At 53.8% G+C, this 21,621-nt stretch carries 20 protein-coding genes; 19 read left to right on the top strand and 1 reads right to left on the bottom strand.

Annotated features, from left to right (window positions below):
• Nucleotides 1–338: 338 nt before the first annotated feature.
• From ABLU67_RS20785 to ABLU67_RS20760, 6 genes are all read left to right on the top strand, one after another.
• Nucleotides 339–1,250 (top strand): amino acid ABC transporter substrate-binding protein, encoded by a 912-nt coding sequence (locus ABLU67_RS20785; protein WP_004848819.1) that lies wholly within the window; start codon nt 339–341, stop codon nt 1,248–1,250.
• A 163-nt stretch (nt 1,251–1,413) separates the two neighbouring features.
• A complete protein-coding gene (locus ABLU67_RS20780) occupies nt 1,414–2,154 on the top strand; it encodes an amino acid ABC transporter permease (RefSeq protein ID WP_014837812.1) in 741 nt (246 codons plus the stop codon).
• On the top strand, nt 2,154–2,828 hold the full coding sequence (gltK, locus tag ABLU67_RS20775) for a glutamate/aspartate ABC transporter permease GltK (protein WP_004848815.1): 675 nt from the start codon (nt 2,154–2,156) through the stop codon (nt 2,826–2,828). The genes ABLU67_RS20780 and gltK overlap by 1 nt, the downstream gene beginning before the upstream one ends.
• On the top strand, nt 2,828–3,553 hold the full coding sequence (locus ABLU67_RS20770) for an amino acid ABC transporter ATP-binding protein (protein WP_004848813.1): 726 nt from the start codon (nt 2,828–2,830) through the stop codon (nt 3,551–3,553). Before gltK ends, ABLU67_RS20770 begins: the two co-directional genes overlap by 1 nt.
• Before the next feature lie 410 nt (nt 3,554–3,963).
• Nucleotides 3,964–5,592: a ShlB/FhaC/HecB family hemolysin secretion/activation protein gene (locus tag ABLU67_RS20765; protein WP_224226544.1), complete on the top strand. Its 1,629-nt coding sequence runs from the start codon at nt 3,964–3,966 to the stop codon at nt 5,590–5,592.
• Nucleotides 5,593–5,647: 55 nt separating this feature from the next.
• Nucleotides 5,648–7,435 carry a filamentous hemagglutinin N-terminal domain-containing protein gene (locus ABLU67_RS20760; protein WP_106510508.1) on the top strand — a complete coding sequence of 596 codons (1,788 nt, stop codon included), beginning with the start codon at nt 5,648–5,650 and terminating at the stop codon, nt 7,433–7,435.
• A 198-nt stretch (nt 7,436–7,633) separates the two neighbouring features.
• Here the strand turns inward: ABLU67_RS20760 and ABLU67_RS20755 are convergent, their stop codons facing one another.
• Nucleotides 7,634–8,116, bottom strand: a complete 483-nt coding sequence (locus ABLU67_RS20755; protein ID WP_014228404.1) for a zinc ribbon-containing protein — start codon at nt 8,114–8,116, stop codon at nt 7,634–7,636.
• A gap of 226 nt (nt 8,117–8,342) precedes the next feature.
• Between ABLU67_RS20755 and leuS the strand changes: the two genes are divergently transcribed.
• From leuS to lipB, 13 genes are all read left to right on the top strand, one after another.
• Nucleotides 8,343–10,925 (top strand): leucine--tRNA ligase, encoded by a 2,583-nt coding sequence (leuS, locus tag ABLU67_RS20750; protein WP_265801488.1) that lies wholly within the window; start codon nt 8,343–8,345, stop codon nt 10,923–10,925.
• Between the two features lie 14 nt (nt 10,926–10,939).
• Nucleotides 10,940–11,530, top strand: a complete 591-nt coding sequence (gene lptE, locus ABLU67_RS20745; protein WP_004130425.1) for an LPS assembly lipoprotein LptE — start codon at nt 10,940–10,942, stop codon at nt 11,528–11,530.
• Nucleotides 11,530–12,561, top strand: a complete 1,032-nt coding sequence (holA, locus tag ABLU67_RS20740) for a DNA polymerase III subunit delta (RefSeq protein ID WP_032748700.1) — start codon at nt 11,530–11,532, stop codon at nt 12,559–12,561. Before lptE ends, holA begins: the two co-directional genes overlap by 1 nt.
• Nucleotides 12,554–13,204 (top strand): nicotinate-nucleotide adenylyltransferase, encoded by a 651-nt coding sequence (nadD, locus tag ABLU67_RS20735; protein WP_004848799.1) that lies wholly within the window; start codon nt 12,554–12,556, stop codon nt 13,202–13,204. Before holA ends, nadD begins: the two co-directional genes overlap by 8 nt.
• A gap of 46 nt (nt 13,205–13,250) precedes the next feature.
• Nucleotides 13,251–13,880 (top strand): adenosylcobalamin/alpha-ribazole phosphatase, encoded by a 630-nt coding sequence (locus ABLU67_RS20730; protein ID WP_207171606.1) that lies wholly within the window; start codon nt 13,251–13,253, stop codon nt 13,878–13,880.
• Nucleotides 13,881–14,101: 221 nt separating this feature from the next.
• The gene (gene rsfS / locus ABLU67_RS20725; protein ID WP_004100162.1) at nt 14,102–14,419 is read left to right on the top strand and encodes a ribosome silencing factor; all 318 of its coding nucleotides are present in this window, start codon (nt 14,102–14,104) and stop codon (nt 14,417–14,419) included.
• Nucleotides 14,420–14,422: 3 nt separating this feature from the next.
• A complete protein-coding gene (gene rlmH / locus ABLU67_RS20720; RefSeq protein WP_004100160.1) occupies nt 14,423–14,890 on the top strand; it encodes a 23S rRNA (pseudouridine(1915)-N(3))-methyltransferase RlmH in 468 nt (155 codons plus the stop codon).
• Between the two features lie 27 nt (nt 14,891–14,917).
• Entirely contained in the window at nt 14,918–16,819 is a 1,902-nt protein-coding gene (gene mrdA / locus ABLU67_RS20715; RefSeq protein ID WP_004130417.1) for a peptidoglycan DD-transpeptidase MrdA, read from the top strand.
• A complete protein-coding gene (gene mrdB / locus ABLU67_RS20710; RefSeq protein WP_004100156.1) occupies nt 16,819–17,931 on the top strand; it encodes a peptidoglycan glycosyltransferase MrdB in 1,113 nt (370 codons plus the stop codon). The genes mrdA and mrdB overlap by 1 nt, the downstream gene beginning before the upstream one ends.
• A 10-nt stretch (nt 17,932–17,941) precedes the next feature.
• Nucleotides 17,942–19,042 carry an endolytic peptidoglycan transglycosylase RlpA gene (rlpA, locus tag ABLU67_RS20705; protein ID WP_025106399.1) on the top strand — a complete coding sequence of 367 codons (1,101 nt, stop codon included), beginning with the start codon at nt 17,942–17,944 and terminating at the stop codon, nt 19,040–19,042.
• Between the two features lie 143 nt (nt 19,043–19,185).
• Nucleotides 19,186–20,385, top strand: coding sequence for a D-alanyl-D-alanine carboxypeptidase DacA (gene dacA / locus ABLU67_RS20700; protein ID WP_014228398.1), 1,200 nt, complete (start codon nt 19,186–19,188; stop codon nt 20,383–20,385).
• A 106-nt stretch (nt 20,386–20,491) separates the two neighbouring features.
• On the top strand, nt 20,492–20,755 hold the full coding sequence (gene ybeD, locus ABLU67_RS20695; protein ID WP_004100153.1) for a DUF493 family protein YbeD: 264 nt from the start codon (nt 20,492–20,494) through the stop codon (nt 20,753–20,755).
• A 100-nt stretch (nt 20,756–20,855) separates the two neighbouring features.
• Nucleotides 20,856–21,500 (top strand): lipoyl(octanoyl) transferase LipB, encoded by a 645-nt coding sequence (gene lipB / locus ABLU67_RS20690; protein WP_014228397.1) that lies wholly within the window; start codon nt 20,856–20,858, stop codon nt 21,498–21,500.
• Nucleotides 21,501–21,621: the final 121 nt, after the last annotated feature.

The raw sequence follows: 21,621 nt of genomic DNA, 5'->3' as shown, positions 1-21,621 counted from the left end.
ACTCGTCGCCGCGGTCATCTCCCCTTCTTATCCATTCTGGCACGACCATTGCTTAATAAATACATGTAGCAACGCGATCCTCGGGGGTACAACCCGGTTGCACCACCATCGATCGTCAGGCGGCGCTATTTTGGTGCAATGGGGGATTTTTGCCTTTAAATGGTGCGGTGCGCTTCGCAAAAATCAACAATATAAGAGCAAAATCTTTACATTAAGCCAAACTAAATGCTAACAAACACATACAAATGCTGCACGCAAAGACGGCAGCGATAAAAAAGCACACACATTCACAATGGGTATCAATAGCGTCTGACGGCGCTGAGGATAAGGAGTCGGATATGCAATTACGTAAACTGGCCGCAGCAATGCTGGTCATGGGCCTCACCGCTGGGGTGGCGCATGCAGAAGATGCGGCATCCACCGCTGGCCAGAGCACTCTGGATAAAATTGCCAAAAACGGCGTTATCGTCGTTGGTCACCGTGAATCATCCGTTCCGTTCTCTTACTATGACAACAAGCAGCAGGTCGTTGGCTACTCTCAGGACTACTCGAATGCGATCGTTGATGCCATCAAGAAGAAGCTGAACAAACCGGATCTGCAGGTCAAACTGATCCCTGTCACCTCACAAAACCGTATTCCGCTGCTGCAAAACGGCACGTATGATTTCGAATGCGGCTCCACCACCAACAACCTTGAACGCCAGAAACAGGCGGCCTTCTCCGATACGATTTTCGTCGTCGGTACCCGTCTGCTGGTGAAAAAAGGCGGCGCGATTAAAGATTTCCCGGACCTGAAGGATAAAGCCGTCGTCGTCACCTCCGGCACCACCTCCGAAATTCTGCTGCACAAGCTGAACGACGAGAAAAAAATGAATATGCGTATTATCAGCGCAAAAGATCATGGTGACTCTTTCCGTACTCTGGAAAGCGGTCGCGCGGTGGCCTTTATGATGGATGACGCGCTGCTGGCGGGCGAACGTGCGAAAGCGAAAAAACCGGATAACTGGGAGATTGTCGGTACCGCTCAGTCTCAGGAAGCCTACGGCTGCATGCTGCGCAAAGATGACCCGCAGTTCAAAACGCTGGTCGATGAGACGGTCGCCCAGGTTCAGACCTCCGGTGAAGCCGAAAAATGGTTCGATAAGTGGTTTAAAAATCCTATTCCGCCAAAGAACCTGAATATGAACTTTGAACTCTCTGACGAGATGAAAGCGCTGTTCAAATCACCTAACGATAAAGCTCTTAACTAATTAAAAAAACAAAGGGCGGGGAATCCTGCCCTCCCGATTGTTGCTACGGCGCGGACAGACTATACGGCGGCTGGTCGTTCCCCAGCGGCCGCGAATACCGAAACAGGCTGAGCAACAATCTTCGAGGGTAGCGCTGCTACCCTTTTTTTTCCAGGAGTCATTTATGTCAATAGACTGGAACTGGGGAATATTCCTGCAACAGGCCCCGTTCGGCAACACCACCTATTTAGGCTGGCTGTGGAGTGGTTTTCAGATCACCGTCACCCTGTCGGTAACGGCCTGGATTATCGCATTCTTTGTAGGTTCGCTCTTCGGTATTCTCCGTACGGTCCCGAACCGTCTGCTGTCGACTATCGGCACCTGCTACGTTGAACTTTTTCGTAACGTTCCGCTTATCGTTCAATTTTTCACCTGGTATCTGGTGGTGCCTGAACTGCTGCCGGAAAACATCGGCATGTGGTTTAAGTCCGAGCTGGATCCGAATATTCAGTTTTTCGTTTCTTCGATGCTGTGTCTGGGATTGTTTACCGCCGCGCGCGTCTGCGAGCAGGTTCGTTCCGGTATTCAATCCCTGCCGCGCGGCCAGAAAAACGCCGGGCTGGCGATGGGGCTAACGCTCCCGCAAACTTACCGTTACGTTCTGCTGCCCAACGCCTATCGCGTTATCGTGCCGCCAATGACCTCTGAAATGATGAACCTGGTGAAAAACTCGGCCATCGCTTCCACCATTGGTCTTGCCGATATGGCCGCGCAGGCGGGCAAGCTGCTGGACTACTCGGCCCATGCCTGGGAATCGTTTACCGCTATCACCCTCGCCTACGTGTTTATCAACGCCGTTATTATGCTGATCATGTACGTGGTCGAACGTAAAGTCCGCCTGCCGGGCAATATGGGGGGTAAATAATGTACGATTTTGACTGGAGCTCCATTATTCCTTCCATGCCATACCTGCTGGCAGGGCTGGTGATTACCTTAAAAATTACCGTGACCGCGATTGTTGTCGGAATTGTGTGGGGGACGATCCTGGCCGTGATGCGCCTGTCGAGCTTCCTGCCGCTGGCGTGGTTCGCCAAAACCTACGTTAACGTTTTCCGCTCCATTCCGCTGGTGATGGTACTGCTGTGGTTTTATCTGATTGTTCCCGGGTTCCTGCAGAACGTGCTTGGCCTGTCGCCGAAAACCGATATCCGCCTGATTTCGGCGATGATCGCCTTCTCCATGTTTGAAGCGGCCTATTACTCGGAAATTATCCGTGCCGGCATTCAGAGTATCTCGCGCGGCCAGTCCAGCGCCGCGCTGGCGCTGGGCATGACCCACTGGCAATCCATGAAGCTGGTGATTCTGCCGCAGGCCTTCCGCGCCATGGTACCGCTGCTGCTGACGCAGGGCATCGTCCTGTTCCAGGATACCTCGCTGGTTTATGTTCTGAGCCTGGCCGACTTTTTCCGCACCGCCTCAACTATCGGCGAGCGTGATGGAACCCAGGTAGAGATGATCCTGTTCGCAGGCGCCGTATATTTTGTGTTTAGTCTCAGCGCATCGCTGTTGGTCAGCTGGTTGAAGAAAAGGACTGTGTAATGATTACCCTGAAAAATGTTTCAAAATGGTATGGTCACTTTCAGGTGCTGACCGATTGCTCCACGGAAGTGAAAAAAGGCGAAGTGGTGGTGGTCTGCGGGCCTTCGGGTTCGGGTAAATCAACGCTGATTAAAACCGTAAACGGCCTGGAGCCCATTCAGCAAGGTCAAATCATCGTCGACGGCACCACCGTCAACGATAAAAAGACCAACCTGGCCAAACTGCGCTCGCGCGTCGGGATGGTATTCCAGCACTTTGAGCTGTTCCCGCATTTATCGATTATCGAGAATCTCACCCTGGCGCAGGTCAAGGTGCTCAATCGCGACAAAGCCGCCTCCCGGGCGAAAGGGCTTAAGCTGCTGGAACGCGTGGGGCTTTCCGCTCATGCCGAAAAATTCCCCGCCCAGCTCTCGGGCGGCCAACAGCAGCGCGTGGCCATCGCCCGCGCGCTGTGTATGGATCCTATCGCCATGCTGTTTGATGAACCCACCTCCGCGCTGGATCCGGAGATGATTAACGAAGTGCTGGACGTCATGGTTGAACTGGCAAATGAAGGGATGACCATGATGGTGGTCACCCATGAAATGGGCTTTGCGCGTAAGGTAGCCAACCGGGTTATCTTTATGGATGAAGGAAAAATTGTCGAAGACGCCGATAAAGAAGCGTTTTTTGCTAACCCGCAATCTGAACGCGCCAAAGACTTCCTCGCCAAAATTCTGCACTAATCTTCCGGCGTGTACGGTACCGTACACGCCTTTTATCTCTTCCCGCTCCTGTCTCTCTCCATAGTTATGGCAATAGCTTTGCCGCTCTCAAATACGCGTCATAAATATATCCAGCCTCACACCAAATAATTCACGACCTGAAACGCTCAATTCAACAAAAATTCACTCTTTACATCGTGGATTACATAATCTGTCATAGATAACATGGCGCGAATTTGACAACAACGCTGAGCGCCGGCAGCGGATTTTTTTGATTTTAGAAAATTAAGATTCTTAAGATTGAGAACCCGGCTTCGTTAACCCTACTCAGTTAACGCTAAACATTCTTGACAAGGCTATAACGGACGAGTGAAACAAATGGATATTGCTTCGTGAATAATAAAAGTCTCATAACCGCCCTTTCTCTTTATATTCTGTTAACCGCATCGACATTGGCGAATGTATCGATTAGCAATACCAATCAGGTGGAACAGGATAAGGCACGTCAAAGCGCATTGGCACCAGCACAGCAGGAATATTCGGCATCAGGTACAGGATCGCAAAAATATAAACTCGCCTTTCCACTTGAAGCAACCTGCCGATATATCAACCATGTTGAAATTATTTCCGCTGACCACAAGTTGACCCGCGGTCTGTTAGGTAATATCGCTCGCCAGGCAGAAAAAAAGTGCCTGGGTATTGAAGGCATACGTCTACTCACCACAACCTTGCAAAATGAACTCATTGCCCGGGGATATATCACTTCGCTTATTGATGTACCTTCACAATCCCTGAATGATGGCATTCTGAGCATCACGTTGAGCTATGGCTATATCGGCAATATTAGCTGGGCTTCCGGCAATAGCGCGACAACCAGCCTGTGGAATGCCATACCGGCTAAAACAGGGGATATTCTGAAGCTAACCGAACTGGAACAGGGGATGGCTAACTTGCAGCGTTTACCCGGCTCATCGGCGCAGATGAAAATCATGCCGGGTAAGAACCATGCGGAAAGCGATATCCAAATCTCCCGGCATCTGGCACGAAACTGGCAAGTAGGCGCATGGCTGGATGATGCAGGAAGCCGTAGCAGCGGGCGTTACCAGGCCGGTGGCGCGCTTTATCTTTATGACCTGACGACGCTAAATGACATTTTCTATTTATCCATGGGGGGCGATGTCGAGTTTAATCAACATAACGATGGCAACCAAAATAAAAGCCTCTATTATTCTATTCCCTTTGGATTTTGGTCACTCAATCTTTACGGTTCACAAAGTGAATATCGTCAGCAGTTCAATGGCAGATACTCCACCATTGAATATAAAAGCAAAAATGATTATGCCAGCGCAACCTTAACGCGTCTAATTTCGCACACTCGCCAGCAAAAAACAACCATTGATGCGCGAATAGCAAAAAGTACCTCACATTATTATTTTGGTGGCAGCGAACTGAGCGTTATGCGCAAACAGAATCCTGCCTGGGATATTACGGCACATCATCAGCGATATTTTACCCATACAATCGTAGATGCCAGCCTGGGCGTACAGCGTAGCCTTCCCTGGCTCAGTTCAATGCCAACTCCGGAGGAAAAAGCCGGTCTGTACAGTAAGCTTTCGCGCATTATTCATGCCGACCTTCAAGCCTTAATGAAGTTTGAATCAACGGGGGATAAATTCAGCTATGCTCCGCATATTAATATACAAATTAGCCCCGATATCTTATCCGCAGACAATCAATTTAATATAGGCAATCGTTGGACGGTACGAGGTTTTGACGGTGAAAGAACCCTTTCAGGAAATCAAGGCTGGTACTGGCGCAATGATTTCATCTGGGATATGCCCGCCCCGGAACGACAGCTGTACTTAGGCATAGACGTTGGACGCATTACAGGAACAGAGCAGTACGGAAATGGCAAAGTCATGTCTGGCGCCACGGTGGGAATACGCGGAAGCATAATTTCAACTCAGTATGATTTATTCATCGGAACCCCACTGATAAAGCCAAACGGTTTTCATACAGACCCTGCAAACCTGGGATTTTCATTACAATGGAGGTATTAAAATCAGTTTTTCAACGCATCAGTTAACCTCATTTATTTCTAAAGGACTCTATTAAATGTTTAAATTCAATTTAACCTATGTTGCGCTAGCAGCAGCATTGAGCTCAAGCTTTGTTTATGCCGACCCGACAACTTACACCCATTTATCAGGCGCCAAAGTCATTGATATTGAAAAACCCAATGCCGCCGGCGTCTCACATAATATGTATCGTGAGTTTAATGTTGATAGTAAGGGTGTTGTTCTGAACAATAGCCCCAGCGATCTCTCCCATGCGACGTTGGGGAATATCGCTAAAAATAACAATCTGACTAATGGTAGTGCTTCTGTTATTCTTAACGAAGTTACCTCAAACCGTGCAAGCTCACTGAATGGATTTATTGAAGTTGCGGGTCAGCGAGCTGATGTGGTTATTGCTAACCCCAATGGTATTTCCTGCTCAGGATGTAGTTTCATCAACACCAATAAGGCGATTTTAACGACAGGAAAGGTAACATTCTCTGATACTGGCGCTATCGCCAGTTATGACGTTACCGGGGGTAAACTGTCCATCGACAAGAATGGAATGGATGCCAGTAATAGCTATGCGGTTCTGCTCGCCGATGCGATAGCCATTAACGGTACGGTTAATGCTACGAACGCGATAGTGGCCGCAGGAAACTTCACCTTTGATAACGGCTCTGGCGCGATAACCTCAGCGGGCAAAGCGGCAACGGCACGGCAGTATGTTTACCCTGAATATAGTATCGACATTAGTAATCTTGGCGGCATCAAAGCCAATAGTATTACTATGGTTGGCAATAATTTAGGTTTTGGCGTTCGAAATAAAGGCGCTATTGTTGCTAACACCAGCCTCTCTTTGACCAGCTTTGGCTCACTCACCAACGAAGGCTCTATCGCCAGTAATGGTATGATGACTCAGGTACTCTCTGCAGGCAATTTTAAAAATACGGGAAATATATCCTCGAATAATATCGCCTTACTGAATAGCCTCAGTTCGATAAGCAATAGTGGAACCATTTCCAGCACAGGAAATTTATTAGTCAACGCATCCGGAAATATCGAAAACACGGGTAAATTCAAAGCGGCCTCCACATTGAGCGTAATGACTAACGGTAACCTGAAAACGACATATGGTTCCAATTTACTTTCAGATAATCAGTTGACAGTCACCGCCGCCGGTAACATTGAAAACGGAGGCTCGACCAGAGGTAAAAACACAACGGTCACCTTCGGAGGAGACACGCTTAAAGTCACTGGCAATATTTTTGGCTACGATACTCTGCTGGTTCAGGCGAAAATAAATGACCAGATAACATCCGGGGAAATTACCAATTCTGGTACCACCTCCGGCGGCAACGTGACCGTAAAAACCGATGGTACTCTGGCGTTAACCAAAGGTAGCTTTATGGAAGCGACTGATACGCTGACGACAAAAAGCTACTGGCTTAAAAATGAAGGTTATATGGGGGCCGATACGATAGCTATTGATAACTATGTCACACACAACTATGGGGTTATTGTTGGTCAGGATAATGTTGGCGTTAAAACCTATCATGAGCTTTATAATGAAGGCGAAATTTTAAGCTCATCAAATATGACGCTGGATACACGGAATCACGGTAATATTACTAACCGTTCTCACATAGGAGCTGGCGGCACTTTAACCATGTCAGTTAATAAAGTGGTTAACGGAGGATACCGCTGCGGTTTCCTGGGGTGGGCAACCTGTGGCAAAGGCACGATTTCCACGACTAATCTGGTTTTAAATTCCTCACATAAATACGCCAGTGAAATGGGCGGCACTCAGCAGTTTAAGAGCGCGACCATTAACACCATCAATTAACATGAAGTTATCATTGAAAATGCGCGTCTTTTTTTAAAAGAAAGTTAATGCTGGTGCTTCGGCACCAGCATTTTTACGCATACAGATGAAGGGTTAGCCTGCCCTTTAAAAGGAAGGCCAATATATTAACGCGCTTTATATTGGCCCTCGGGCTGGCTTAACGCCAGTGTAAAGGCTCCGCAAATATCTCTCACGTATTTACGGCTCGAATGGCCGGCGCTGGAACTGATCGTGCCCGCATTTTGGACAACGCGGTAGCACATCCGGCGTATAAACCGGCAGATGGTAATGGCACTTCTCACACACCAGATTGCCGAGCCCCACGACTTCGCCGCTGTGATAGACGCCGTGGTGGCTGAGATCCTGGAACACCTCGCGCCACTCAAGCTGAGTTTTATCGGTAATATCCGCCAGCTCCTGCCACAGGCTCTCTTTGATCACCCGCATAAAGACGCTATCAGTCAGCTCATCCTGACTCTCTTCATAACTGAGCGCGAACTCTTCCAGATCGCGTCTGACAGCGCGGATAACATTCTCGATTTCGCTCTGCGTTAACTCGCCGGACTGGCTAATCTTGACCCTGGCCTGCTCCACCAGCGCATCAATATCGCGTTCTCCATTGCGTAACCGCTCGCTGAGCGTCGACACCAGCTCTCGGTAGAATTGAGCAACCTTGTTCATCTTTTCGCCTCCGGTGTGGTTAACTTCTTCTTATGATAGACGTTATCTGCGGATTGCTCTGCCAGCCAAGCCACAGAGTCGCGAAATATTCTCCACCGCTTTCATCTCTGTAAGTGTGTGAAAGGCTGTTTTGACGTTGGCGTTTGGGCTATGCTATGCCGATCTGAAATAACACATCCATTGGCTACATTTTGTAGCTGTATTGAAAACAGGACCACTGGCTGCCATGCAAGAGCAATACCGCCCGGAAGAGATAGAATCAAAAGTCCAGCAACACTGGGACGAGAAGCGTACCTTTGAAGTTACCGAAGACGAGAGCAAAGAGAAGTATTACTGCCTGTCGATGCTTCCCTATCCTTCTGGTCGACTACACATGGGCCACGTGCGCAACTATACCATCGGCGACGTGATTTCCCGTTACCAGCGTATGTTGGGCAAAAATGTTCTGCAGCCTATCGGCTGGGATGCGTTTGGTCTGCCTGCGGAAGGCGCCGCGGTGAAAAACAACACCGCTCCGGCCCCGTGGACCTACGACAATATCGCCTACATGAAAAACCAGCTGAAAAAGCTGGGCTTCGGCTATGACTGGAGCCGTGAAGTGGCAACCTGCACCCCGGAATACTACCGCTGGGAGCAGAAGTTCTTCACCGAGCTGTATAAAAAGGGACTGGTCTATAAAAAAACCTCCGCGGTAAACTGGTGCCCGAACGATCAGACCGTTCTGGCGAATGAACAGGTTATCGACGGCTGCTGCTGGCGCTGCGACACGAAAGTTGAGCGTAAAGAGATCCCGCAGTGGTTTATCAAAATCACCGCCTACGCTGACGAGCTGCTGAACGATCTGGATGACCTGGATCACTGGCCTGATACCGTTAAAACCATGCAGCGCAACTGGATTGGCCGCTCCGAAGGCGTCGAAATCTCCTTCGACGTTAACGACTACGCCGACAAGCTGACCGTTTATACCACCCGCCCGGACACCTTTATGGGCTGTACCTACCTGGCCGTCGCTGCGGGCCACCCGCTGGCGCAGCAGGCAGCAGCCAATAACCCCGCGCTGGCGACGTTTATCGACGAATGCCGTAATACCAAAGTTGCCGAAGCCGAAATGGCAACCATGGAGAAAAAAGGCGTCGATACTGGCTACAAAGCGATTCATCCGCTGACCGGCGAAGCGATCCCGGTATGGGCGGCAAACTTTGTGCTGATGGAGTACGGCACCGGCGCGGTGATGGCCGTTCCGGGTCACGATCAGCGCGACTACGAGTTTGCCAGCAAGTACGGTCTCAACATCAAGCCGGTCATCCTGGCCGCTGATGGCTCCGAACCCGATCTCTCCGAACAGGCGCTGACCGAAAAAGGCGTGCTGTTCAACTCCGGCGAATTCGACGGTCTGGATCACGAAGCTGGCTTTAATGCCATCGCGGATAAGCTCGCGTCTCTTGGCGTCGGCGAACGTAAAGTGAACTACCGTCTGCGCGACTGGGGCGTTTCCCGTCAGCGCTACTGGGGTGCGCCGATCCCAATGGTGACCCTTGAAGACGGTACCGTGATGCCGACGCCGGAAGATCAACTGCCGGTTATTCTGCCGGAAGACGTCGTGATGGACGGCATCACCAGCCCAATCAAAGCCGACCCTGAGTGGGCGAAAACCACCGTTAACGGCCAGCCGGCGCTGCGCGAAACCGATACGTTTGACACCTTTATGGAGTCTTCCTGGTACTACGCGCGCTACACCTGCCCGCAGTACGACCAGGGTATGCTCGACCCCGAAGCGGCCAACTACTGGCTGCCGGTCGATATTTATATCGGCGGTATCGAACACGCCATTATGCACCTGCTCTATTTCCGCTTCTTCCACAAGCTGATGCGCGACGCGGGCATGGTGAACTCTGACGAACCGGCTAAACAGCTGCTTTGCCAGGGCATGGTGCTGGCAGATGCCTTCTACTATGTTGGCGAAAACGGCGAGCGTAACTGGGTCTCTCCGAAAGAGGCGACCACCGAGCGCGACGAGAAAGGACGTATCGTTAAAGCCTTCGATCCGCAGGGTCGCGAGCTGGTCTATACCGGCATGAGCAAGATGTCCAAGTCGAAAAACAACGGCATCGACCCGCAGGAGATGGTGGAACGCTACGGCGCGGACACCGTGCGTCTGTTTATGATGTTCGCTTCTCCGGCCGACATGACGCTGGAGTGGCAGGAATCCGGCGTGGAAGGTGCGAACCGCTTCCTGAAACGCGTCTGGAAACTGGTTTACGAACACACTACCCTGGGTGAAGCCCCTGCGCTGGACGTTGCCAGCCTCAGCGAAGATCAAAAAGCGCTGCGCCGCGACGTGCACAAAACCATCGCGAAAGTGACCGATGACATCGGCCGTCGTCAGACCTTCAACACCGCGATTGCGGCGATTATGGAGCTGATGAACAAGCTGGCGAAAGCGCCGCAGGAAAACGATCAGGATCGCGCGCTGATGCGTGAGGCCCTGCTGGCCGTGGTTCGCATGCTCAATCCGTTCACCCCGCACGCCAGCTTTACCCTGTGGCAGGAGCTGGGCGGCGAAGGCGATATTGACAACACGCCGTGGCCGGTCGCTGATGAAAGCGCAATGGTTGAAGACACGACTCTGGTCGTGGTCCAGGTAAATGGTAAAGTTCGTGGTAAAATTACCGTTGCGGTGGATGCAACTGAAGAGCAGGTTCGTGAGCGCGCGGGTCAGGAGCATCTGGTCGCGAAATATCTCGACGGTGTGACCGTACGTAAAGTGATCTACGTTCCGGGTAAACTGCTCAATCTGGTCGTTGGCTAAGCGCAGGAGGAAGCGTGCGATATCTGGCAACATTGTTGTTATCTTTGGCGGTGTTAATCACCGCCGGTTGCGGCTGGCACCTGCGTAGCACTACGCAGGTTCCGACCGCAATGAAAACCATGATCTTCCAGTCGGGCGATCCCAATGGACCATTAAGTCGTGCTGTCCGTAATCAGCTGCGTCTGAACGGCGTTGAACTGGTCGATAGCAGTACCCTGCGCAAGGATATTCCTTCCCTGCGTCTGGAGACATCGTCCATTCAGAAAGATACAGCATCTATTTTCCAGGACGGCCGTACTGCGGAATATCAGATGGTGATGACGGTAAATGCCAGCGTCCTGATCCCAGGCCATGATATCTATCCCATCACGACCAAAGTCTACCGCTCGTTCTTCGATAACCCGCAGGCGGCGTTAGCGAAAGATGCCGAGCAGGACATGATCGTTCAGGAAATGTACGACAAAGCCGCGGAGCAGCTGATCCGTAAGCTGCCGAGCGTACACGTTGCGGATGTCGAAGCCACCAAAGAGGATGAGAAGCCGGTCACGACGACCCCAGCCGCTTCAACCTCCGGCAATCGCGTCTCCACCACGCTGGGTAACTGATGATTCGGTTGTACCCGGAACAGCTCCGCGCGCAGCTCACTGAAGGGCTGCGCGCGGCCTATCTGCTGCTTGGCAACGATCCGCTGCTGTTGCAGGAAAGCCAGGACGCCATCCGCGAAGCCGCGGCCGCCCAGGGCTTTATCGAACATCACACCGCCACCGTTGATGCCAGTACCGACTGGCCTGCCCTGTTCTCGTTAAGTCAGGCCATGAGCCTCTTTTCCAGCCGCCAGACGCTGCTGCTCATCCTGCCCGATAATGGCCCTAATGCGGCAATTAACGAACAGCTCGCGACGCTTGTCGGCATGCTGCATGACGATTTATTGCTCATCGTTCGCGGTAATAAGCTGACGAAAGCGCAGGAGAACGCCGCATGGATGACGGCGCTGACCAGCCGGGCGGTGCAGGTAAGCTGCCAGACGCCGGAATATGCCCAGCTGCCGCGCTGGCTCGCCGCGCGCGCAAAGCAGAATAATCTGCAGCTTGATGACGCGGCCAGTCAGCTGCTGTGCTACTGCTATGAAGGTAATCTTCTGGCGCTGGCGCAGGCTCTGGAGCGTCTGTCGCTGCTGTGGCCGGACGGTAAACTGACGCTGCCGCGGGTTGAGCAGGCGGTGAATGATGCCGCGCATTTCACCCCCTATCACTGGGTTGATGCGCTGCTGGCCGGGAAAAGTAAGCGCGTACTCCACGTTCTGCAACAGCTGCGTCTGGAAGGCAGCGAGCCCGCTATCCTGCTGCGCACCCTACAGCGCGAGCTGCTGCTGCTGGTCAACCTGAAGCGGCAGTCGGCCCATACGCCGCTGCGTTCGCTGTTTGACAAACATCGCGTGTGGCAGAACCGCCGCCAGCTGGTTAGCGATGCGCTGGCCCGCCTCAGCGCCGACCAGCTGCGCCAGGCCGTCACGTTGCTGACCCGTGCCGAACTCACCTTCAAGCAGGATTACGGGCACTCCGTATGGCCCGAGCTGGAAAGTCTCTCTTTATTGCTCTGCCATAAAGCGCTGGCAGACGTTTTTATTGATGGTTGATATGACTCAGTTACTGGCAATGTACGGCGGCACCTTCGATCCGGTGCATTATGGTCACCTTAAACCGGTGGAAATTCTGGCCAACCAGATTGGCCTTAATCAAGTCACCATCGTGCCCAACAACGTGCCGCCGCACCGCCCGCAGCCCGAAGCCACCAGCGACCAACGCAGGCATATGCTGGAGCTGGCCATCGCGGATAAGCCGCTGTTTATCCTCGACGATCGCGAACTCAAGCGCGACACGCCGTCATACTCCGCGCAAACCCTGCGCGAGTGGCGCCAGGAGCAAGGACCAAAACGGTCGCTGGCGTTTATTATTGGCCAGGATTCGCTGCTCACCTTTACCACCTGGCACGACTATGAAAGCATTCTTGATAACGTGCATCTGATCGTTTGCCGGCGCCCGGGCTATCCGCTGACCATGGCGTGCGAGCAGGATCAGCAGTGGCTGGATAAACATCTCACTCATGACGTCGAGCGTATGCATAGCAGCCCGGCGGGGGTTATCTACCTGGCCGAAACGCCGTGGTTTGATATCTCAGCCACCCTGATTCGCCAGCGTCTTGAATCCGGCGAATCCTGCGCGGACATGCTGCCGGAAACCGTACTCGACTATATCCATGAGCAGAAGCTCTACTGCTAGCCTTGCCACAAGGACAGTCTCATAGACTCCTTTCGAGAGGGTCATCATGAAGTTATGGTTAGTTCGTCATGGCGAAACCGAGGCCAACGTCGCGGGCCTCTATAGCGGGCACGCGCCCACTGCGTTAACCGAGCGCGGAATCAAACAAGCGCAAACGCTGGGAAAGCGGCTGCGGGCCGTCCCGTTTCAGCGCGCGTTTTGCAGTGAGCTTGAGCGCACCCAGCGCACGGCCAGCCTCCTGCTGGGCGACCGTGACGTCCCCCGCCAGTCCTTCGCCGCGCTCAATGAAATGTTCTTCGGCGACTGGGAAATGCGCCACCACCGCGATTTACAGCAGGAAGATGCCGAAAACTACGCCGCATGGTGCGCCGACTGGCAGCACGCGGCGCCCACCAACGGGGAGGGCTTCCAGGCGTTTGCCGAACGCGTCCGCGGCTTTACCGTCATCCTCTCTCAGTTTCGGGAACTTGACCATCTGCTTATCGTCGGTCATCAGGGCGTGCTTAGCCTCTTAGTCGCGCAACTTCTGAACATGCCGGATTCGGCGATGTGGCACTTCCCCATCGAGCATGGCGCGTGGAGCCTTGTCGATCTCCAGCCTGATTTCACCACGCTGCGCGTACTAAATAGCCGGGCCGTTTGGCTGGCGGAAGAAGAATTGCGCGCAGACCATTGACAGTGCAAAGCAGGCTGTTATTCTCCGCAGCCAGGCTGCATCCGCCATTTGAACTTTGCAGAAATTGTTTTACAAAAATGGCGATGCAATCATCGGCGATGGATGGGATGATAGCCGCCTTCACCGCCCGTTTATCGACATTTATCCCGACTTTGCCAACAGTTCGGGTATACTGTCAGGCTGTTTATTGTTATCACTCTTCACACACCCAGGGGGAACTCTTGCAGGGTAAAGCACTCCAGGATTTTGTTATCGACAAAATTGATGACCTGAAAGGTCAGGACATCGTAGCCATTGACGTTCATGGCAAATCCAGCATTACAGATTGCATGGTTATCTGCACAGGCACTTCCACGCGCCATGTTATGTCCATTGCCGACCACGTTGTGCAGGAGTCTCGCGCCGCCGGGATGCTGCCGCTGGGCGTTGAAGGCGAAGCCGCCGCGGACTGGATCGTGGTCGATCTCGGCGACGTTATGGTTCACGTTATGCAGGAAGAGAGCCGTCGTCTGTACGAGCTGGAAAAACTCTGGAGTTAGCGCGTGAAGCTGCACCTGGTAGCCGTTGGCACCAAAATGCCGGACTGGGTTCAGACCGGCTTTAGCGAATATCTGCGCCGTTTTCCAAAGGATATGCCGTTCGAACTGGTGGAAATTCCCGCCGGTAAACGCGGCAAAAACGCCGACATCAAGCGCATTCTCGAAAAAGAAGGTGAAATGATGCTGGCGGCTGCAGGCAAAAACCGCATCGTCACCCTGGATATTCCGGGGAAACCTTGGGATACGCCGCAGCTGGCGCGCGAACTGGAACGCTGGAAACAGGATGGCCGCGACGTTAGCCTGCTTATCGGCGGCCCGGAAGGCCTTTCACCCGCCTGCAAAGCGGCGGCGGAACAAAGTTGGTCGCTCTCAACGCTCACCCTACCTCACCCGCTGGTCCGCGTACTGGTGGCCGAGAGTCTGTATCGGGCGTGGAGCATTACCACCAACCACCCTTACCACCGTGAGTAATGATGACCAGGGTAGACTAAGCAGCGAATGAAATTACAGAATTCTTTCCGCGACTATACGGCTGAATCCTCGCTGTTCGTGCGCCGGGCGCTGGTCGCTTTTTTGGGGATTTTGCTGCTTACCGGCGTACTGATCGCCAACCTTTATAACGTGCAAATTGTGCGTTACACCGACTATCAAACGCGTTCAAACGAAAACCGCATCAAGCTGGTCCCGATTCCGCCGAGCCGCGGCATTATCTACGATCGCAACGGCACGCCGCTGGCGCTCAACCGTACGATTTACCAGCTGGAGATGATGCCGGAGAAGGTCGACAACGTTCAGCAAACGCTGGATGCGCTGCGCGATGTTATCGACCTCACCGATGACGATGTGGCGAACTTTAAAAAAGAGCGCGCCCGCTCGCACCGCTTTACCTCTATTCCGGTGAAAGTTAACCTCAGCGAAGTGCAGGTCGCCCGTTTCGCAGTGAACCAGTACCGTTTTCCCGGCGTGGAAGTCAAAGGCTATAAGCGCCGCTACTATCCCTATAACTCCGCCCTGACCCACGTTATCGGCTACGTCTCTAAAATTAACGATAAAGACGTCGATCGCCTGGATAAAGAGGGGAAGCTGGCTAACTACGCCTCCACGCACGATATCGGCAAGCTGGGCATCGAGCGCTATTACGAAGATGTCCTGCACGGGCAAACCGGCTATGAAGAGGTTGAAGTGAACAACCGTGGCCGCGTGATTCGCCAGCTGAAAGAGGTCCCGCCGCAGGCCGGGCGCGATATCTATTTAACGCTCGACCTGAAGCTACAGCAGTACATTGAAACGCTGCTGGCCGGCAGCCGCGCGGCGGTCGTAGTCACCGACCCGCGCACTGGCGCAATCCTCGCGCTGGTCTCGACGCCAAGCTACGATCCCAACCTGTTCGTTGACGGTATTTCCAGCAAAGACTACTCCGGACTCCTCAACGATCCCAATACGCCGCTGGTTAACCGCGCGACTCAGGGCGTTTACCCACCGGCGTCGACGGTTAAGCCATACGTGGCCGTCTCGGCGCTCAGCGCCGGGGTTATTACCCGCAACACCAGCCTGTTTGACCCCGGCTGGTGGCAGCTTCCCGGCTCGGATAAACGCTACCGCGACTGGAAAAAGTGGGGCCACGGCCATCTGAACGTCACCAAAGCGCTGGAGGAGTCGGCCGACACCTACTTCTACCAGGTCGCCTACGACATGGGCATCGATCGCCTGTCGGAGTGGATGGGCAAATTTGGCTATGGCCACTATACCGGCGTTGACCTGGCGGAAGAGCGCTCCGGCAATATGCCGACCCGCGAATGGAAGCTCAAGCGCTTCAAGAAACCGTGGTACCAGGGCGATACTATCCCGGTCGGCATCGGACAGGGCTACTGGACGGCGACGCCTATCCAGATGAACAAGGCGCTGATGATCCTGATTAACGACGGCGTGGTTAAAGTACCGCACCTGCTGCAGAGCACGGTGGAGGACGGCAAACCTGTGCCGTGGGTTCAGCCGCATGAACCGCCGGTCGGCGATATTCACTCCGGTTTTTGGGAAATCGCCAAAGACGGGATGTTTGGCGTAGCCAACCGCGGCAACGGTACCGCGCATAAATACTTCGCCAGCGCGCCGTATAAAATTGCGGCCAAATCGGGTACCGCTCAGGTCTTCGGCCTGAAAGCCAATGAAACCTATAATGCGCACAGAATCGCTGAACGCCTGCGTGACCATAAACTGATGACGGCGTTTGCCCCTTACAACAACCCCCAGGTTGCCGTGGCGATTATTCTTGAGAACGGTGGCGCAGGTCCGGCAGTCGGTACCATTATGCGTCAGATTCTCGATCATATAATGCTGGGTGATAACAACACCAATCTGCCGAGTGAAAACCCGGCGGTAACGGCTGGGGAGGATCAATAATGACTGATAATCCGAATAAAAAATCGCTATGGGATAAAATCCACCTCGACCCCACCATGCTGCTTATCCTGCTGGCGCTGCTGACCTACAGCGCGCTGGTGATCTGGAGCGCCAGCGGTCAGGACATGGGCATGATGGAGCGCAAAATCGGCCAGATCGCCATGGGGATTGTTATCATGATCGTCATGGCGCAAATCCCGCCGCGGGTCTATGAAGGCTGGGCGCCCTATCTCTATATCTTTTGTATTATCCTGCTGGTGGCGGTTGACGCCTTCGGCGCCATCTCCAAAGGGGCGCAGCGCTGGCTGGATCTCGGCATCGTCCGTTTCCAGCCGTCGGAAATCGCCAAAATAGCCGTACCGCTGATGGTGGCGCGCTTTATCAACCGCGACGTTTGCCCGCCATCGCTGAAAAATACCGCTATCGCGCTGGTGCTGATTTTCCTGCCTACGCTGCTGGTCGCCGCGCAGCCTGACCTCGGGACCTCGATTCTGGTCGCCCTGTCCGGTCTGTTTGTCCTCTTTCTGTCTGGCCTGAGCTGGCGTCTGATTGGTATTGCCGTGGTGCTGGTCGCCGCCTTTATTCCCATCCTCTGGTTCTTCCTGATGCATGATTATCAGCGCCAGCGCGTAATGATGCTGCTCGACCCGGAAACCGATCCGCTCGGCGCGGGTTACCACATTATTCAGTCAAAAATCGCCATCGGCTCCGGCGGACTGCGTGGAAAAGGCTGGCTACACGGAACCCAGTCGCAGCTGGAGTTTCTGCCTGAGCGCCATACCGACTTTATCTTTGCCGTCCTGGCGGAAGAGCTGGGGCTGATCGGCGTGCTGATTCTGCTGGCGCTCTATATTCTGCTGATTATGCGCGGGTTGTGGATTGCCGCCCAGGCGCAAACCACCTTTGGCCGGGTGATGGCCGGTGGTTTAATGTTGATTTTATTCGTTTATGTCTTCGTAAATATTGGTATGGTAAGTGGTATTTTACCGGTGGTGGGGGTACCTTTGCCGCTGGTCAGCTACGGGGGCTCTGCCCTAATCGTATTGATGGCCGGGTTTGGTATCGTCATGTCGATCCATACTCACAGAAAAATGTTGTCGAAAAGCGTGTAAGGGGTTCGCGATGCGTAAGCAATGGCTGGGGATCTGCATAGCAGCAGGGCTGCTGGCGGCATGTTCGAGTGAAGACGTTCAACAGAAAACGGTCAGCACTCCACAGCCGGCCGTTTGCAATGGCCCAACGGTGGAGATTAGCGGCGCCGATCCGCAGTACGAAACGCCTAACGCCACGGCGAATCAGGATTATGAACGCGACGGCAAAAGCTACAAAATCGTCCAGGATCCGTCTAACTTCACCCAGGCAGGCTTCGCAGCCATCTACGACGCCGAGCCTAACAGCAATCTGACCGCATCGGGAGAAGCGTTCGATCCCACGCAGCTTACCGCGGCCCATCCTACGCTGCCGATCCCAAGCTACGCGCGGATCACCAACCTGGCGAACGGCCGCATGATCGTCGTGCGCATCAACGATCGCGGGCCTTACGGTAACGATCGCGTGATTTCACTGTCCCGCGCCTCAGCCGATCGTCTGAATACCTCGAACAATACCAAAGTGCGCATCGACCCGATCGTCGTCGCACCGGACGGCTCGCTTTCCGGTCCGGGTATGGCCTGTACCACCGTAGCCAAACAGACCTACGCGCTGCCCGCCCGCCCGAATCTTGACGGCGACAGCGGCGCGGCAATGAGTCAACCCGCGCAAACTGACGTGCACGCCATCAGTAATTCAACGCTGAAGCCGGAAGACGCCACCGGCGCGCCGGTCAACAGCGGCGGTTTCCTCGGCGCCCCGACGCCGCTGAATAATGGCGTGCTGGAAGGCAGCGAGCCTGTCGTTCAAAGCGCGCCAGTTACCGCCCCGGGTTCAGTACAAGGCAGCGTTGCGCCCGCCGTGGCCGCCACCGCTGCCGTAGCGCCTGCCGCAGCGGCCAGCGCCAGCGGCGATTTCGTCGTACAGGTCGGCGCCGTCAGCGACCAGGCCCGCGCGCAGCAGTACCAGCAGCGTCTGAGTCAGCAATTTTCCGTCCCGGGCCGCGTCACGCAAAACGGCGCGGTATGGCGTATTCAGCTCGGCCCATTCAGCAGCAAAGCGCAGGCCAGCACGATTCAACAGCGTCTGCAAAGCGAAGCTCAGCTGCAGTCATTTATTACTCGCGCCAACTAAAGGCATCGCACCCGCCTCCCCTGCTCGTTGCGCATGACAAAGTCATTAACAAAGTCGTGCGCAATGTCGGATGCTGGTTCGTAGTGCGTTTGTTATAGTAAGGCACTTTTTTTAACTCCATCACGGATGCCGTTGTTCAGACCATGAAGACCTCTTTTACCGCTCGCTTACTCGTTACGGCGCTCTCCGTGGCAGCGCTGTCCTCCGCTGCCCGCGCCGATGACCTGAATATCAAAACGATGATCCCAGGCGCCCCGCAGATTGACGCCGAATCCTGGATTCTTATCGATTACAACTCAGGCAAAGTCCTGGCAGAAAACAACGCCGACTCCCGCCGCGACCCGGCGAGCCTGACCAAAATGATGACCAGCTACGTGATTGGTCAGGCCATGAAAGCGGGCAAGTTTAAAGAGTCCGATCTGGTCACCGTGGGTAACGACGCGTGGGCGACCGGCAACCCGGTCTTTAAAGGCTCCTCGCTGATGTTCCTTAAACCGGGTATGCAAGTGCCGGTTTCGCAGCTGATCCGCGGCATCAACCTGCAGTCCGGCAACGACGCCTGCGTGGCGATGGCCGACTACGTCGCCGGCAGCCAGGATGCCTTCGTCAGCCTGATGAACAACTACGTTAACGCCCTTGGTCTGAAAAACACCCACTTCCAGACCGTACACGGCCTGGATGCCGATGGTCAGTTCAGCTCCGCGCGCGACATGGCGCTTATCGGCCAGGCGCTGATCCGCGATGTCCCGAATGAATACACCATCTATAAAGAAAAAGAGTTTACCTTCAACGGTATTCGTCAGCTCAACCGCAACGGGCTGCTGTGGGATAACAGCCTGAACGTCGACGGGATTAAAACCGGCCATACTGACAAAGCGGGCTATAACCTCGTGGCGTCGGCAACCGAAGGCCAGATGCGCCTGATCTCCGCCGTGATGGGCGGCCGCACCTACAAAGGCCGCGAGTCTGAAAGCAAAAAGCTGCTGACCTGGGGCTTCCGCTTCTTTGAAACCGTTAATCCGATTAAAGCCGGTAAAGAGTTCGCTTCTGAGCCCGCCTGGTTTGGCGATACCGATCGCGCCTCGCTCGGCGTGGATAAAGATGTTTATCTGACTATCCCGCGCGGTCGCATGAAAGATCTGAAAGCCAGCTACGTGCTGAATAACGCTGAGCTGCACGCGCCGCTGCAGAAAAATCAGGTGGTAGGCACCATTAACTTCCAGCTGGATGGCAAAACGATCGATCAGCGCCCGCTGGTCGTACTGCAGGAAATCCCGGAAGGCAATTTCTTCGGTAAAATCATTGATTACATTAAATTAATGTTCCATCACTGGTTTGGTTAAAAATCGACCACTTGAAAGTGTGATTTACATCCCCATATACTAGGTATCCTGATAACTCCCACACGTCGTGGGAGTTATTATTTTTTGTTGTAACACCGGAGCTGACATGAAAACCAAACTTAACGAACTGCTTGAATTCCCTACACCATTTACTTACAAAGTAATGGGACAGGCGTTGCCGGAGCTGGTTGACCAGGTGGTTGAAGTGGTACAGCGCCATGCACCAGGTGATTACTCTCCGACGGTAAAACCCAGCAGCAAAGGCAACTACCACTCTGTCTCTATTACCATCAATGCAACCCATATTGAGCAGGTAGAAACCCTCTACGAAGAGCTGGGCAATATTGAAATCGTTCGGATGGTGCTGTAAATCTCTTCCCCTGACCCGGCATCCACGCCGGGTCATTCTCGCTTTCTCGCTGTGATATACTGCCCCACTCAAATCATTCTCTCTCTGCGGAGACGTTGTTTTGCAGCACAATAAAATCCTCATCCGCCAGCTCGGCCTGCAACCTTACGAACCTGTCTCGCAGGCAATGCATGAATTTACCGACACCCGCGACGATGCCACGCTGGATGAAATCTGGCTGGTAGAGCATTACCCGGTGTTCACACAGGGTCAGGCCGGAAAGGCCGAACATGTTCTGGTTCCCGGCGAGATCCCCGTTATTCAGAGCGATCGCGGCGGACAGGTCACCTATCATGGTCCCGGACAGCAGGTGATGTACGTTCTGCTGAACCTGAAACGGCGCAAGCTGGGCGTACGTGAGCTGGTTACGCTGTTAGAGCAAACCGTTGTGAATACCCTGGCGGAGTACGGTATTGAATCGCACCCGCGAGCCGACGCCCCCGGCGTCTACGTGGGCGATCGAAAAATCTGCTCCCTGGGCTTGCGCATTCGCAAAGGCTGCTCATTCCACGGCCTGGCGCTGAATATCAACATGGATCTGTCACCGTTCCTGAGGATTAACCCCTGCGGTTATGCCGGAATGGAGATGACCCAGATGCGCCAGTGGCTGCCCGATGCCCGTACGGAGACCGTGTCTCCACGCCTGGCCGCCAATCTGCTGGCGTTGCTCAACGATCCACCCGCGGAATATCTTCAAGGCCGCTAGCCATCACGTCCCGCTACTGCGGGACGTCACATTTATCCCTCAGGCGCGATTAAGCCTTTATTTTTGCAATCAATTATCACTAATAAAATAATTGTGGCCGCTATAATGGTGCTAATCATCA

It is taken from the genome of Klebsiella sp. GN_Kp190, assembly GCF_040061795.1.
Taxonomy (GTDB): domain Bacteria; phylum Pseudomonadota; class Gammaproteobacteria; order Enterobacterales; family Enterobacteriaceae; genus Klebsiella; species Klebsiella michiganensis.
The sequence above is the reverse complement of the archived record's forward strand: the minus strand, read 5'-3'. Positions and strand labels throughout refer to the sequence as shown.

Excerpts from the sequence above, each read along its gene's own strand:
- ABLU67_RS20785 (WP_004848819.1), top strand. The coding sequence starts at position 339 with ATGCAATTACGTAAACTGGCCGCAGCAATGCTGGTCATGGGCCTCACC.
- ABLU67_RS20780 (WP_014837812.1), top strand. The coding sequence starts at position 1,414 with ATGTCAATAGACTGGAACTGGGGAATATTCCTGCAACAGGCCCCGTTC.
- gltK (WP_004848815.1), top strand. The coding sequence starts at position 2,154 with ATGTACGATTTTGACTGGAGCTCCATTATTCCTTCCATGCCATACCTG.
- ABLU67_RS20770 (WP_004848813.1), top strand. The coding sequence starts at position 2,828 with ATGATTACCCTGAAAAATGTTTCAAAATGGTATGGTCACTTTCAGGTG.
- ABLU67_RS20760 (WP_106510508.1), top strand. The coding sequence starts at position 5,648 with ATGTTTAAATTCAATTTAACCTATGTTGCGCTAGCAGCAGCATTGAGC.
- ABLU67_RS20755 (WP_014228404.1), bottom strand. The coding sequence starts at position 8,116 with ATGAACAAGGTTGCTCAATTCTACCGAGAGCTGGTGTCGACGCTCAGC.
- leuS (WP_265801488.1), top strand. The coding sequence starts at position 8,343 with ATGCAAGAGCAATACCGCCCGGAAGAGATAGAATCAAAAGTCCAGCAA.
- holA (WP_032748700.1), top strand. The coding sequence starts at position 11,530 with ATGATTCGGTTGTACCCGGAACAGCTCCGCGCGCAGCTCACTGAAGGG.
- nadD (WP_004848799.1), top strand. The coding sequence starts at position 12,554 with ATGGTTGATATGACTCAGTTACTGGCAATGTACGGCGGCACCTTCGAT.
- ABLU67_RS20730 (WP_207171606.1), top strand. The coding sequence starts at position 13,251 with ATGAAGTTATGGTTAGTTCGTCATGGCGAAACCGAGGCCAACGTCGCG.
- mrdA (WP_004130417.1), top strand. The coding sequence starts at position 14,918 with ATGAAATTACAGAATTCTTTCCGCGACTATACGGCTGAATCCTCGCTG.
- mrdB (WP_004100156.1), top strand. The coding sequence starts at position 16,819 with ATGACTGATAATCCGAATAAAAAATCGCTATGGGATAAAATCCACCTC.
- rlpA (WP_025106399.1), top strand. The coding sequence starts at position 17,942 with ATGCGTAAGCAATGGCTGGGGATCTGCATAGCAGCAGGGCTGCTGGCG.
- dacA (WP_014228398.1), top strand. The coding sequence starts at position 19,186 with ATGAAGACCTCTTTTACCGCTCGCTTACTCGTTACGGCGCTCTCCGTG.
- ybeD (WP_004100153.1), top strand. The coding sequence starts at position 20,492 with ATGAAAACCAAACTTAACGAACTGCTTGAATTCCCTACACCATTTACT.